This is a genomic window from Christensenella hongkongensis (assembly GCF_000981035.1).
Taxonomy (GTDB): Bacteria; Bacillota; Clostridia; order Christensenellales; family Christensenellaceae; genus Christensenella; species Christensenella hongkongensis.
The window spans coordinates 56,357-71,124 of sequence record NZ_LAYJ01000033.1; the positions used below are offsets into that span (position 1 = coordinate 56,357).

The 14,768-nt window shown below is 47.3% G+C and carries 12 protein-coding genes and 1 tRNA gene; 6 read left to right on the forward strand and 7 right to left on the reverse strand.

Annotation, left to right across the window (positions count from 1 at the left end; all coding sequences use genetic code 11):
- Positions 1-336: 336 nt before the first annotated feature.
- Complete coding sequence (locus CHK_RS01430) at positions 337-1,281, forward strand: sugar kinase (protein WP_046442297.1); 945 nt, start codon at positions 337-339, stop codon at positions 1,279-1,281.
- A gap of 36 nt (positions 1,282-1,317) precedes the next feature.
- Positions 1,318-2,166, forward strand: coding sequence for a class II fructose-bisphosphate aldolase (locus CHK_RS01435; RefSeq protein ID WP_046442205.1), 849 nt, complete (start codon positions 1,318-1,320; stop codon positions 2,164-2,166).
- Between the two features lie 149 nt (positions 2,167-2,315).
- On the opposite strand, the gene CHK_RS01440 is transcribed toward CHK_RS01435, so the two are convergent.
- The 6 genes from CHK_RS01440 to CHK_RS01470 all read right to left on the reverse strand — a co-directional run bounded on the left by CHK_RS01440 (position 2,316) and on the right by CHK_RS01470 (position 7,616).
- Positions 2,316-3,803 carry a hypothetical protein gene (locus tag CHK_RS01440; RefSeq protein ID WP_046442206.1) on the reverse strand — a complete coding sequence of 496 codons (1,488 nt, stop codon included), beginning with the start codon at positions 3,801-3,803 and terminating at the stop codon, positions 2,316-2,318.
- Positions 3,804-3,919: 116 nt separating this feature from the next.
- Entirely contained in the window at positions 3,920-4,642 is a 723-nt protein-coding gene (locus CHK_RS01445) for a DUF5131 family protein (RefSeq protein ID WP_046442207.1), read from the reverse strand.
- Positions 4,642-5,259 (reverse strand): DUF4125 family protein, encoded by a 618-nt coding sequence (locus CHK_RS01450; protein ID WP_046442209.1) that lies wholly within the window; start codon positions 5,257-5,259, stop codon positions 4,642-4,644. Before CHK_RS01450 ends, CHK_RS01445 begins: the two co-directional genes overlap by 1 nt.
- 8 nt (positions 5,260-5,267) lie before the next feature.
- Entirely contained in the window at positions 5,268-6,194 is a 927-nt protein-coding gene (locus CHK_RS01455; RefSeq protein ID WP_046442210.1) for a DUF4037 domain-containing protein, read from the reverse strand.
- A complete protein-coding gene (locus tag CHK_RS01460; protein ID WP_046442212.1) occupies positions 6,191-7,117 on the reverse strand; it encodes a tetratricopeptide repeat protein in 927 nt (308 codons plus the stop codon). The genes CHK_RS01455 and CHK_RS01460 overlap by 4 nt, the downstream gene beginning before the upstream one ends.
- A 412-nt stretch (positions 7,118-7,529) precedes the next feature.
- Positions 7,530-7,616, reverse strand: a tRNA-Leu gene (locus CHK_RS01470).
- Positions 7,617-7,795: 179 nt separating this feature from the next.
- On the opposite strand from CHK_RS01470, the gene CHK_RS01475 reads away from it, so the two are divergent.
- The 3 genes from CHK_RS01475 to CHK_RS01485 are packed head-to-tail and all read left to right on the forward strand — an operon-like array spanning position 7,796 to position 11,948.
- The gene (locus CHK_RS01475; protein ID WP_046442214.1) at positions 7,796-10,096 is read left to right on the forward strand and encodes an efflux RND transporter periplasmic adaptor subunit; all 2,301 of its coding nucleotides are present in this window, start codon (positions 7,796-7,798) and stop codon (positions 10,094-10,096) included.
- 14 nt (positions 10,097-10,110) lie between these two features.
- Positions 10,111-10,791 carry an ABC transporter ATP-binding protein gene (locus CHK_RS01480; protein WP_046442215.1) on the forward strand — a complete coding sequence of 227 codons (681 nt, stop codon included), beginning with the start codon at positions 10,111-10,113 and terminating at the stop codon, positions 10,789-10,791.
- A complete protein-coding gene (locus CHK_RS01485; protein ID WP_046442216.1) occupies positions 10,782-11,948 on the forward strand; it encodes an ABC transporter permease in 1,167 nt (388 codons plus the stop codon). Before CHK_RS01480 ends, CHK_RS01485 begins: the two co-directional genes overlap by 10 nt.
- Before the next feature lie 65 nt (positions 11,949-12,013).
- On the opposite strand, the gene CHK_RS01490 is transcribed toward CHK_RS01485, so the two are convergent.
- Complete coding sequence (locus tag CHK_RS01490; protein WP_046442218.1) at positions 12,014-13,066, reverse strand: FkbM family methyltransferase; 1,053 nt, start codon at positions 13,064-13,066, stop codon at positions 12,014-12,016.
- 99 nt (positions 13,067-13,165) lie between these two features.
- Here CHK_RS01490 and CHK_RS01495 point away from each other — a divergent pair, with 99 nt between their 5' ends.
- Entirely contained in the window at positions 13,166-14,767 is a 1,602-nt protein-coding gene (locus CHK_RS01495; protein ID WP_046442219.1) for an ABC-F family ATP-binding cassette domain-containing protein, read from the forward strand.
- The last annotated feature ends 1 nt before the right edge of the window (position 14,768 follow it).

A 14,768-nucleotide genomic window follows, 5' to 3' on the forward strand; every position in this document is an offset into this window, starting at 1 on the left:
CCAACCATTTTTTGTAAAACAGCTATTTTTTCACACGCGTTTAACGATATCACATACCCGGCATATGATCAATTTAATTTTACTGCATTTCCCCCAAAAAATATGGTTGCTCTCCCCTTTTTAAGAAAAATTTAACATTTGTTTTCACAATCTCTAATTTTCCATCAAACATTGACTTTTTTCGCAATTTTATTTATTGTTAAATTGTATTGTTTATGACATTTTATTTTGTCATAATGTATTATATGATACACTTGTATCTGAAATGTATCTATGATTGCGGAAGATTACTATTTTCTGCAAATAATAAAAAAATTTTACGGAGGAACACTACAAATGGCTGAAATTTGGACAATGGGCGAGGTTCTCGTAGAGATCATGCGTCCTGAAATTGACCAGAACTTTTATGATCCCGCTGAATTTTTGGGCCCTTATCCCAGCGGCGCGCCTGCAATCTTTATCGATACGGCGGCAAGGCTTGGGCACTCGACCGGCATTATCAGCAAAGTCGGCCCTGATGATTTTGGAAGGTGCATTATAGACAGATTGCGTTCACACGACGTGAATTGCGACCTGATTGGAGTTGATGATGAATTGGCAACCGCCGTTGCCTTCAACACGAATTTCAGCGACGGAGGACGCCAGTTTATTTATCATTTGTCTCCCGTTATAAAAACGAAAGCGCCTTCGGCTATCCCGGGCGGGGCTCCAAAGTATTTCCATTTGATGGGAACCGCTGTGAGCTATGACGAGAATTTTACCAAAGAGGTGCTGAAAACTGTAGATCTTTTCCTGAAAAACGGGGCAAAATTATCGCTTGATCCAAATATCCGTCCTGAAATGCTGCGCAGCCGGGCAGCTTCCGCGGTGCTTAAGCCGATCATAGATAACTGTTCTGTCCTGTTCCCCGGCGAAGAAGAGCTCCAGATTATAGCTCAGGAGCAAGATCTTGATCTGGCAGTCAAAAAAATGTTTGAAAACGAAAAACTGGAAATTCTTGCATTAAAACGCGGATCACGCGGCTGCACCGTATATTCACGCGATGAAGCGCCATTTGATTTCGGCGTTTATAAAATCTCGCCGGTTGATCCGACCGGCGCCGGAGATTCATTTGACGCTGGATTTATATGCTCGCTGCTCGAAGGAAAGCCGTTGCTTGAGTGCGCAAAGGTTGCTTCCGCTGCTGCGGCGCTTAATACAAGCGCATTTGGTCCTATGGAGGGAAATATCTCCATCGAGACCGTACGCGATATGATCCAGTCCAACCCAACGACAAATTAAGTTACGGAATACATTATTTCGGGAAAGAGGAACAATATGCCACTGGTAACATCAAAGGAATTAATGCTCGACGCCCAAAAAAACGGTTACGCCGTAGGCGCGTTTAATGTTGAAAATATGGAAATGGGCCAGGCAATCGTTGCTGCCGCCGAGGAGCTGCATGCTCCCGTTATTTTGCAGACTACTCCCTCAACCGTACGCTATGCAAGCCTTGATATGTATCGCGCTATCGTCGCTACGCTTGCGGCAAAAGCCGCTGTGCCGGTTGTAATTCATCTGGATCACGGAGACAGCTACGATCTTGCCGTAGGTGCGCTTGAAGCGGGCTATACTTCCGTCATGATTGACGGTTCCCACGAAGGCTTTGAAGAAAATATTGCGCTTACCAAAAGCGTTGTCGAACAGGCAAAGCTCAAAAATATCCCCGTGGAAGCAGAGCTTGGCAAAGTCGGTGGAAAAGAAGACGATCTTGACGGCGGAAGCGGCGGATATACGGATCCAATGGAGGCAAAGGAATTTGCAGAGCGCACAGGCATCGCTTCCCTTGCCGTGGCAATCGGAACAGCGCATGGAATTTACTCCGGAACGCCCGTCCTTGATGTAGATCGCCTGAAGGCGATTGAAAAAGTAGTAGATATTCCGCTCGTCCTGCACGGCGCGTCCGGTTTGCTTGACAAGGATATCATCGAATGCGTGAAGGCCGGCATCTGCAAGGTAAACTTCGCTACCGAGCTTCGCATTGCCTACAGCAATGGCGTAAAGCAGGTTATCAGGGATACGCCTGATGTATTTGATCCCAAAAAGTACGGCAAGGTCGGCCGCGAATATGTGGTGGAAGCTGTGAAGGCCCGTATCCTCGTTTGCGGATGCGACGGCAAAGCATGAACCCCCTTGTTGATTACAAAAAAGCTGCGAACAAATTCGCAGCTTTTTATTTTTTGTTAATCTTCTACCGACTGCAACTAATTTTTGTCATGCAGCTTATGAGCCCCACGGACAAATGCAGCAGGTTTTTAAACATAACATTGCACGCACTATACTTTTTCTACCAGCCGTTTGACCTGATCGTATACCCAGTCTCTCTGCTTACATTCGTACGGCAGCTGGTTCCAATATTTATCCACCATAGAATAGAACGCATTGACACTGGAAAATTCATTTGTCATCACACGTACGCTCGCGTCGTCCGACGGATAGAAATAAGCAACCGTATTTTCCTTTGTCCATAGATTCAGATTTGGTATAAAGGAAGTATTCCCAAACGGGCGCACCGCGATCTCCACGTTAGGATTTTCTTTGACTGCAAGAAAAAACGCCCTTAAGTCCCGCGCGATACATTTGCTGTCAATCCGTATCGGTCTTCCAAGAAGAGAAGCGAATACAGGCGCGTCAACCGTATCGGTTGTGATCAGTTCCTGAATATGGTCCATACTGAATATGACGCGCGTCATACTTTTTTCTGTTAAAAAACGCTTATTGCTGGCCATACAATTTTTGTAAAACCGCATGATTTTACGTTCTTCCGACGAGTTTAGCTCGTAGTTGAAAATAACCTGTTCAATCGTTTCCTTACTGTAAGTCAAAAATGGCGAAGAATCCACAATAACATACTGGTTCATGTCTTTTTTAAGATATTCCGCTATTTCATCTTTTTTAAAATCTTCACACAGGTCTTTATCCTGCATATGGCTCATCAGCGGTTCGAATTTTTGGAGATGCTGTTCCAAAAAATGGTCAAACTGCGTTACTGTCATTGGATCGTCATAAACCGCGCTATATAAATTAGCTCTCACATTATCATGATTTGCGCCGATCATAACATATTTTCCCTTAATTCCATAAACATATTCGTAAAAAGGAATATCCGTATCATACGTGTAATATGCCTGAGACTTCGGCGACAGAAAAACCGGCAGCCAATACTCGAACATATTTTCAATTTGCTCGGCAGGCCGGTTCATATACAACATTGTAATAATCTCGTCGCCCCGCTTTGCAGCGTTAATAAACTGCCGCTGAGACATAGGCGCCTCTTTGGATTTCGTATAAAAAATGTGTGAATCGGCATCATAGCCCCACAGGATATCACCCGGCGGAAGAGAATTTGCGATACTTAAAATATGCTGAAGCGCGTCTTTCTTTCCGGACGGCCCTTTATATATTTTATAGGCCGCGCTATAAAGACAATTTCCGTTGTCTTCCTCGACATACTTTTTCTTAAAATCTTTGGAAACAAGCCATGCCGATACTCCCTTTTTCAGTGTCTCGCGTTCTTCCACCTTTGAATGGTTGATTGATGAAAAAAAACGTTCCAGCGTTTGGATTCCCTGCTCCTCATTGATATCAAGAATTGCCTCCACAACATCCTCAAAATATGCTGATTTCATGTTCAATTCAGCACGTCCGTTTTTCCAACGGCTGATGATCGTCCTGTCAACATGTACCATTTTTGCAAGTTGTGTCCCCTGGATATAAAGCATATCCATTAAATATGCAAGCGGCGTAACAGACTGTTTTGGCATCCCTATTCCTCTTTTCAAATGATATCTTTTGAGTTTTGATAATCTTTATGAATAAACTCTAATTTTAATTATAAACATTTCGTGAATATTTTAATCATAATTTAAGTGGAACAAGACTATTTTGTTGCAGAGTAATTGATTCCCGCCTTGCGCGCCTGTGAGTGCTGAAACCGTTTGCGAATGACATACCTTTTTCCGTCTTTTTTGAAATGCGTGCCCGTCTGCTTAAACCAAAAGGATATATTGCGCTTTCTGCATTCACGTTCTATCTCCAAAATCCAGTCAAATTCACAGATCCTCGCATAATAACCGGATTCGCCTCCCGCAACCACCATCTCAATTTGCCCGCTCAAAAACGGCGTCAAATCTATTCTTTCCAGGATCGGTTCGCAGATAATAATCTTGTGACGGATTGGCGTTTTTAGAAAAATGGGAATACGGTAATTTGCCTGTTCCTGATTCTCTACAGTACAACCTATTTTTACGTTAGGATAGCCCTCGCCCCAATCAGGCGGGAGCTTTTCATAAAACCTGTGAATGCGCTTAGTAATGATCAAAAAGCTCAAATCCTGTCTCTGCCTGATCATGCTCCAGGCTTCCGTTCTCCATTCATCGGCCTCCTCCAGAAAAAAATCCGAAGTGCCGCAGGTGAATACATCGCCCTTTTGCTGCAAACGAAAATTGCCGTCCCTTTTCTTTTTCAGGGGCAGGTCAAACATTGTCGTACGATATACAGTATCGGGATCTTTCCCTATGGATTCATCCCTGCGGTGCATATAGCAATTTTTACATCCCGTACTTATTTTATGGCATCCATGCCACGGATTCCACGCTTTCATCAATTCCTGCTCATTCGCTCTTCCGCCTGTTCCAGTGAAGCGTAGCCATATTCCCTCGCCATATTTTTCAAAATATCCAGATTCATGTTCTTTCCCTGCTCTAACAGGTGTTCCTGAAACCGCCGGTACTTTTTGAGCGTCTCGATGGAGTAAGTAGAAAGCTCTCCGCGCAGGTATGTCTCGAACGAGGTATCATATTTTTCGTCCTCACTGGAGTGGATGGGCCTGCCCCCGCCTACGAGCATGGGATATTCCGGCGCGAGCTGTTCCAGCCACTTTACATGCTCAGGTACGATCGCTTCAATCAATCTCTTTTTATCCTCCGTTATGTCTGGAAGCCGATCCCTGATTTGTTCAAATTCATCAGGAGACGTATATTCCATCATAAACGCGTATTTTTCACTCAGAAGATTCCTGCCGTTTTCCTGCGCGGTTTTAAGATCGTTCAGGTAGCTTTCCAGTGTTTCGGCATTCCACGCTTCCAGTTGGCTTTTCCGCATAATGCGGAAGGTATCGTAATCATCCTGACAGGAAGCCCTTCCTGAAATATTTTCAACCGCGTCAAACATAGTCCATTCAATCGAAATAATTTTTTCGATCACTGCTTTTTTCTCCATTGTATCTCCTATTCCGCCATGATATGCAGCTTGCTGAGCATATCGTCTTTAATTCGGCAAAGCACGCTTTCCCCCTGCGCAAGTAAAAAGTCGTCATTGCTGTCCGATAGCCCCTGCTTTCGGAGTTCTTCCGCGACATCCCGGCATATATTCTCAATAATATTTGTTTTTTGTGTTGCGCTTTTCCCTTCTTCGCACAACTCTGACAATAGACCGTACACGCAATTCAGTATGGATAACTCCCTCATCCCCCGATGGGCCCATTTATAGTATGGAACATATTTTTTATTCAGCAAATAGACCATGGAACATGCCGCTTTGATAAATTCTGAAAGCGCGCATTGCGCGGCAACCGCTTCCCCGCGTTTCATACAGCGCGCATAATTATACTGCCCTGACTGTGCCATCACCGCGGCGCGCGCCGCAATTTTTTTCAGCCTGATATCCTCAGGATAATAATCAAGTAAAAGCTCTCTGCGTTTTGAAAACTCCCCAAGGTCATCCCTGAAAATACGTCCGTTTGTCGCAACCGCTAAAAATTCCTCGGGTATCCTTCGCCATTCTGCAATCGTTTCCGGCGCCTTCTTTAATCCCGTATAGTTAAAATAGAATACAGAAGTACGCAGCGCACCGATTCGATGTTCTGCGTATTTTTCTTCAACCCTTCCTGCGAATCCCCCAAAGCACTGTGGGAGCGCACGGTATTCCCGCTCCAGCGCAAGGCCTGTCTCCTCATAATCTTCATCCGTGAGCCACATGCAAAAAGAAGGCCCCCAATCGTGATCCCGCGAATATTCGTCATCAAAACCGAAGCACTCCGAACCCTCTCCCACGAGTCCGCAGGCAATCCGGTTTTCATATGCAGAAAATTTTTGGCGGATCATCTCTGCGCCATATGTCTCATAATACTTCTGTGCAAGCTCAAGCCCCTTCATTTTTCTTTCTGCCCCGTCTTTTTTCCAAGCACGTTCATCTCTTCAGCAGCACGTCGTACAACCTCATGTCCTTCTCCATATATCTTTAGATATACGTCATGCGCTTCGCGCATATACGACATCGCTTTTTCATATTCGCCAATCGTTTCATAAACCTTTTTGATATTTTCGCAGGTAATGGCGTATTCCACATTTTTCTGGAAAAACGCCTGCACCTTCTCCAGTGTTTGCAGATAGTATTTCAATGCCTCGTTATAATTTCCTGCGCTGTATTCAAGGGCCGCTATCGTATTGAGCACAGCCGGATAGTGGAAACTGTCTTCGGGCATCAAACGCAGCGATTCATCAATGGCAGAACGCGCTTCATCCGGTTCGCCCTTTTGCAGCAGCAGTGTCGCAAGGTTGGAATAACCTGTGGCAAGTTCTTCCACGGCGTCCGGAATCTCTTTCATCGCTTCAATCGCCTGCTGTAAATAGTCGATTGCTTTATCGTATTCTTTTGTGGACTGGAACAGCAATGAAACGTTATTCAGAACGCTTGCATACTCGTAATTCTGTTTTCCAATCGTACCCTCATAGATGGTTTTTGCCTTCATAAAAAACTTCCGTGCCTTTTCATAGTCGCCTTTGAGCCGGTAAGTGCCAGCCATATTATTTGTATTTGTGGCATACTCCGGCGTGTTTTCTCCCAGATATGTGACGATCATATTTTCAGCCGCCATAAACGCTTCAATCGACGCTTCATATTTACTTGCTCCGCGATAAAAAGCCCCAAGCTCACTCATGCAGGCAAGATAAGTCTCATTGAATTTGCCGCAACATGGACAGGTGGCGCTTGCATTTTGAAGCAAAAAGCGTTCTACCTTTTCCTGATCGCCCTGCACATAGAGCTCGTCGAGCTCCTTATAAAAATCTTTTAGCACTGTACTGCACCTCGCGTTTTTCTTTCCATTATACTAGGCCTTCCACGATGCGTAAATCACAATCTTGCTTTTTTCAGGAAATAATCATATTGCATTTGACAAAAGAAAAACATCCATCTTCAGATGGATGTTTCTATTGGTACCGAAGGTGGGAAAGCTCGCCGCGCCCTTGCGGGCTTGCATCGCAGGAACCCAAGGTGGGTTCGGTTCCCGTACGATAGAAAAAAAGAAAAGCCTATGCTGCCGCATGAACTTTTCTTTTTGGTGCCGCTGATACAAAATAGATGCAGCTAAAAACGGGGCCCCGCGCGAGCCCAGCGAAGCGGGTCGCGTGGGGAAAAGGAGCGGCAGCGGAGCATGAAAAAGCCCTCGCTTTTGCGAGGGCTTTGGAATCGCGGAACTTGCCGCGACGTGGTGCCGAAGGTGGGAATCGAACCCACACGGTATCACTACCACAGGATTTTGAGTCCAGCGCGTCTGCCAGTTCCACCACTTCGGCTCAAATTACCGACTCAAAAATGATAGCATAACCGGCAGAAAAAGTCAATGAAACAATGCCTCCTCTTTGTAAAAGCTTAAGCTGTCTTTCACGCTGCGTTCATGTATACTTCACACGTAAGGCTTACACTGATTCCAGATTTATTTTTTGATTGACAAACAAATATCCAGGAGGAACTCATGAACAAAAAAAGGCAAAAATCAAAAAAGAAAAAATGGATTATTATAAGTGCGGTTACGGCAGCAGTCGTATTGCTTGCCGTTTTTTTACTGCCGCAGTTTATGCGTGGAAATACACAGGCAGCGGGCGCTTTGACGAAAACCGCTACCGTATCTACAGGTACGATCGAAACCACCGTTGTAGGCTCCGGCAATTTGGAATCAAGCACTACAACCGACGTCAAAATTCCTGCGGGTGTCACAGTGGATTCTGTATTGGTTGAGGCCGGAGACACTGTAAAGGCCGGCGATACGTTAGCAACGCTTGAACCAGCCTCCCTGCAAAGTGCTGTTTTAAGCGCGCAGGAAAAGCTTTCCTCCATCGACTCTGAAATCAGCAGCACAAAAGACGATACGGAATCGAAATATATTACCTCTTCCGTCAGCGGGCGCGTCAAACAAATTTACGCATCTGAAAACACAAGCACCTATGACGTCATTACCCAAAACGGATCGCTCCTCGTGCTCTCAATCGACGGGAAAATGAAGACGACCTTTACCCCTGCCACAACAGAAGGTGTCTCCTATGGGGACAGCGTAACAGTTACACTGTCTGACGGCAGCACAGTAACCGGAACCGTTTCTGTGCTTTCCAGCTCTTCGTGCACGGTCACATTGACCGATAACGGTCCTTCTCTTGGCGATACCGTCAGCATCTCGTCCGAGGACGGCACAGTACTTGGCAGCGGAACGCTTGAAATCAACACTCCACTCGAAATCCTCGGAGGCAGCGGCGTGGTGAGCAGCGTTGACGTTTCCCTGAATGAAAGCGTCAGCAGTGGCGATACGCTGATCACGCTGCAGGAAGCCGCCGCATCTGCGGAATATGAATCCCTTCTGGCGGAACGGGTTCAATATGAAGAATTGCTTCGCCTGTTGGTCAAATACTCCGCGACAAACAGCATTGTTGCAGATATTGACGGCAGCATAAGCGCGGTCTCTATTTCCGGCAGTACTTCAACCGATTCCTCCTCTTCCGGTTCATCTTCACAGTCGGCCGCAACCGGCGCACAGGCGATGAAAACCTCGTCGCTCCTTTCGACCGATCAGGATGAAACGAATGACGTTTCGCTTCTTTCGGCTGCAGCAGAAGACAGCAGCGATAGTATTATGCTTCTCGCGGATACACAGGTAACGTCTGTAATGCCGATCAGTGGCGTCGTAGAAATCTTTATCAACAATCCGGTTGAGCAAAATACGCCGCAGACGACGATTATGCCGGGCGTTGGCTACACCGGAAAAATCACATGGACGCCTTCTGAGCCAAAGTTTTCATCCGGCACAGCCTATATGGCAACTGTAACATTGACGGCAACCTCCGGCTACCACTTTGAGAACGACGCGCAGGTAAACGTTTCCGGCGCGCAGGTGCAAAATATTGTGGTCAGCGGTGAATCGGAAGGAAACACACTGACATTTGACGCGGTATTCCCTGCTACGGCAGAAGGTACCCAGACAGAAAATTCCGTCGAGGCTCCGTCTGCTGCTTCTGGCACGGAAACATCCGGTTCTGGATCTATGCCAGGCGGTAACACCGGCAGCTCAGGAATGTCGGCCTCCAGCTCAGGCTCTTCCTCGTCGGTTGCCGCAACATCGGCTGCAACGTCCTCTTCCACCAGTGACAGTGATGATTCCCTCACCTCAACAGCCTTTACGATATCGACAGGAACCGCAGACACGCTTTCCGTCGATATCGACGAACTCGATATACTGAGCATTGAGGATGGCCAGACGGCAACCGTTGTACTGGATGCTCTTCCAGATCAGGTTTTTGAGGGTACTGTGACCAAAATATCAGATGCGGGAACGGCGCAATCCGGCGTTACTACTTACCCCGTCACTATCACGCTGGCAGATACGGCAGCTTCCGGAATCAAAGCCGGGATGAACGCAACTGCCACGATTTCGATTGCTACCAGCGAAAACGTGCTTCTGATTCCTCTTGACGCACTGCAGGAATCCGCAGAGGGACAGTTTGTTTACATCGCGGGCGGCACCAGTGAAGAAGGCCTCCTCGGAGAACGCCGCACTGTAGAAACGGGACTTTCCGACGGTACCAATGTCGAAATTACATCCGGCCTCTCGGAAGGAGAGCAGGTCGTTTATACAGACACATCCTCCACCGAATCTTCAGTGAATACCATGTTCCAGGGAGGCATGGGCGGCGGTATGCCCGGGGGCAGCTCGGATATGGGCAGCGCAATGGGAGAACCGCCGAGCGGCGGCAACGGTGGTGGCCCGGGTAGCGCTCCCGGCAACTGAAAGGAGACGACAGTATGATTCAAATGAAAGACGTTTCAAAAATATATACAATAGGAAATGAAGAGCTGTACGCCCTGGATAAGGCATCGCTTACTATAAACGACGGTGAATTTGTAGCAATCATCGGTCCATCAGGCAGTGGAAAATCTACTTTGATGAACATCATCGGCTGTCTTGACGTTGCGGACGACGGAGAATATATTCTGGACGGTCAGCCAATCGACGACTATACGGAGGACGAACTGACGCGTATTCGCAACTTTAAGATAGGATTTGTTTTCCAGAACTTTAACCTGTTGACCAAAAACAACGCCCTTGAAAACGTCGAGCTTCCGCTGCTTTACCAGGGAGTACCACGAAAAGCGGCCAGAAGGCGTGCAATAGAGGCACTGGACCGCATGGGCCTTTCAGAACGTATTTACCACAAGCCAACGGAGCTTTCCGGCGGGCAACAGCAGCGGGTTGCAATCGCCCGTGCGCTTGTTACTTCTCCTTCCCTCATCCTGGCGGATGAACCGACGGGAAACCTGGACCACAAAACCGGTGTGGAAATACTGCAGCTTTTTTCGAAGCTGCATGCAAATGGAAATACCATCGTACTGATTACGCATGATGATGCAATCGCACGGCAGGCGCAGCGGCGCATTCGCATCTTAGACGGCAAAGTAATGGAGGATCATGACGTATGTTGTTAGAATCCTTCCGCATGGCATTTTCATCCGTATGGGCCAGCAAAATGCGCTCTTTCCTCACGATGCTGGGTATCATTATCGGAATTATGGCCGTTGTGGTACTGGTATCAATCGTGAGCAGTACCACAAGCTCGGTGACCGATACGCTTCAAACGCTTGGCGCAGATAAATTGTCTGTTTCCATCACCAACACGCGTTACCAGCCGATGACGCTAAGCGACGTCGCCGCCCTACCGGAGGAATATGACAGCATATCCCTTGCCGCGCCTTCCCTGACGCAAAGCGCAACGCTAAAAGCAGGCGACACCTCAACAACCGCATCTGTTGTGGGGACAACTTCTTCTTACGCGGACATCAACGACCTCTCCGTACAATACGGGCGATTCATAAAATCGCCGGATGTGGATAACAATTCCGCAGTAGCCGTCGTTGGAACAGATATTGCGGACGACTTGTTTGGCAGGACAGATATTGTCGGGGAGACAATATCTGTAGATGGGCGCAGCTTTCTTGTCGTTGGTGTGCTTGCGGACGCGGGAGAGTCGATCATCGGTTCGGAGAACAGCAACATTATCATTCCCTACACAACGGCGCAGCGTATGTTTTATGTGTCGGGCGTAACTTCCTTTACGATCACCGCGGGCAGCAGCGAGCTTGTGGATCAGGCGGAAGCAGATGTAACCACCGCCCTGATGCAACGTTTCAAGGATGAAGATGCGTTTTCCGTTATGAATCAATCCTCGATTCTCGAGTCAATGGATTCCATCACCGATACGATGTCGCTCATGTTTGGCGGAATCGCAGGTATTTCCCTTCTCGTCGGCGGAATCGGCATCATGAACATCATGCTCGTGTCTGTTGCCGAACGCACGAGGGAGATTGGTATTCGCAAAGCCATTGGTGCGGGCAGAAAGCGCATCCTGCTTCAATTCCTGATTGAATCGCTGGTTGTGAGCACGATTGGCGGGCTGATTGGCCTTGCCGCTTCGTGGGGACTGCTCGCAATTCTGTCTGCGGCGCTCGGCACTTCTTATGTGATGTCCGGCGACGTCGCACTGCTCGCGGTTCTGTTCTCCATGGCGATTGGCATTATCTTCGGAATCAATCCGGCGAATAAGGCCGCGAAGATGCACCCGATTGAAGCGCTCAGGACAGAGTAACGCCATCGCTTTTTAATGATAAAAACTGCTATATAAAAAGACCGGATTTTTCCGGTCTTTTTATTTCATACAAAATAATAATTGGTGTCCCACGCGGGTATATAAGGGTAATGACGCAAATAAACCCTGTAATCCTCCCGCAGCCGTTTCAGCAACTGCGGAATCTCGAAAAGGTCCTCGTTTCTGTGATACGCGGAAACAAGAAGTTTTGGTTTTTGCTGCCGGATGATTTGACCTGCTCCCTTTAGAACTGCTAGTTCCTGCCCTTCCACGTCCAGCTTAATATAAGTGATCCTTTGCCCGGATAGCAAGCTGTCCAGGCTGTTTGCCTCTACCTGCCCGCCGCAATCCCCGCAGCAAGCAGAATTGCGGCCTGCCCGCTGCGAAAACCCAAGATTCCCCTGCTTTTCATGCGCGGCCAGATGAAAGCAGTCTATGCGGTCATACGCCTGCGTATTTTTCAGCAGCTTCGCAAAGTTTTTTTGGTCGGGTTCAATCGCATAAATGTAATCGTATCCCCCTGCATACCCGATAAATTCCCTTACGGTGTCGCCTGTGTATGCGCCTACGTCCACATACGTCTCATGCTCAGTTAAGGACAAAACCTCACTGTACACAGAATCAACGCTGCATTCACAATCAAACAAATACTCCGGCTTGCCGCTTATTTTGTAATCAACCATATCGCAGAAGGTTCTTCGTGAAAAATCATCTTCCAGCATCCCGTACGCTTCTTCAAATTGTTTTATATTTTCATCCAGAAAATCGCTGTCGAATACGCGTCCGCCGACCACCGGCACATCCGGAACGTACAATTCCTGCTCTTCTGCAATACGTTTGACACGCGACATTACCTCTGGAAGCTGCGTTCCAAACGCAACCAGAACGACCATCTCCGCAAACCGCTCCTTTGCCTGCGCATAGTTTACGACCTGAAATCCGCGAAATTGCTGCCCCCTGCAAAATTCATCGCTTGCAAACACCCCTGCGGCTGAAATATTGCGGCGTTCCAGCTCATCAAGAATTTTATCCGCGCCGTTTCCCATTCCATAAAGCACAATCGGCTTTTTCGTATCCTCAAGCTTATTCCATAAAGAAATTGTTTCCTTCAGATCCATTCGTTTCCCCTGTTAAAATAATATGACTATTTTACCACAAATCCCCGTTTTATGGTATAATGAACAAACTTGGGTAAAAAACAGTAAATGGAGTAAAAAATGATTACAGTAACGAATTTGAGTCTTAATTTTAGCGGAACAAATCTTTTTTCGGGGGTGAACCTTAAATTCACGCCCGGAAACTGTTATGGTATTATCGGTGCAAACGGTGCGGGCAAATCGACTTTCCTGCGTATCCTGTCCGGCGATCTGGAATCAACCACAGGAGACGTACACATTCAGGAAAACACTCGTATGTCCGTACTGAAGCAGGATCACTTTGCATTTGATGAGTATACGGTATTGGAAACAATTATGATGGGCAATCCGCGTCTTGCGGAAATCACAAAAGAAAAGGATGCGCTGTATGCAAAACCGGATTTTTCGGATGAGGACGGCATTCGTGCCGGCGAGCTGGAAGGCGAATTTGCGGAGCTCAACGGCTGGGAAGCAGAATCCGACGCATCCAAACTGATACAGGGGCTTGGGCTTTCTGAAGACATCCTTTATCAAACCATGTCTTCCCTGCCGGACAATGAAAAAATCAAGGTATTGCTCGCACAGGCGCTGTTTGGCAAGCCGGACATAATCCTGCTTGACGAGCCGACTAACCATTTAGACGTTGCAAGCGTGCACTGGCTGGAAGATTTCCTGATGGATTATGAAGGAACCCTCATCATCGTATCGCATGACCGCCACTTTCTCAACACAGTATGTACGCACATGGTGGACATCGATTACAGCAAAATCAAAATGTATGTGGGCAACTACGAATTCTGGTACGAATCAAGCCAGCTGATACAGAAGATGATGCGCGACCAGAACAAAAAGAATGAAGAAAAGGCAAAGGAATTGCAGGCGTTTATCCAGCGCTTTTCCGCAAACAAATCAAAGTCACGGCAGGCAACCTCGCGTAAAAAGCTTTTGGATAAGCTGGAGTTTGAGGAAATGCCCGCCTCTTCGCGCCGGTATCCGTTTGTCGGTTTTACGCCTGACCGCGAGATCGGAAAGGAAGTATTGACCGTTGAAAACCTTTCCAAAACGATTGACGGCGAAAAGGTACTGAGCAATGTAAGCTTTGTGATGGGCCGTGAAGACAAGATTGCTTTCCTTGGAGATACTGAAATCGCTGCGACCACGCTTTTCCAGATATTGATGGGAGAGATGGAGCCGGACGAAGGAACGTTTAAATGGGGCGGTACAACGTCCCAGTCTTACTTCCCCAAAGATAATTCGTCGTTCTTTGACGAGTGCGACCTGAATATTCTCGATTGGCTTCGTCAATATTCAAAGGATACGACAGAAACATACCTGCGTGGTTTTTGCGGACGTATGCTTTTCTCCGGCGAGGATGTTTTCAAAAAGGTAAACGTGCTTTCCGGCGGCGAAAAAGTCCGTTGCATGCTTTCGCGTATGATGATGTTTGGTTCGAATGTCCTTGTTCTGGACCAGCCTACCAACCATCTGGACCTTGAGTCGATCACAGCGGTAAATAATGGTCTTGTTGATTTTAAGGGCGCGGTGTTGTTTGCATCGCATGACCACGAATTTATCGATACGGTTGCAAACCGCATTATCCGCTTTACCCCGGACGGCTTGCTTGACAAGCAGGGAACCTACGAAGAATTTATCGAGCAATACGGCGGCGGCAATATCTACTGAT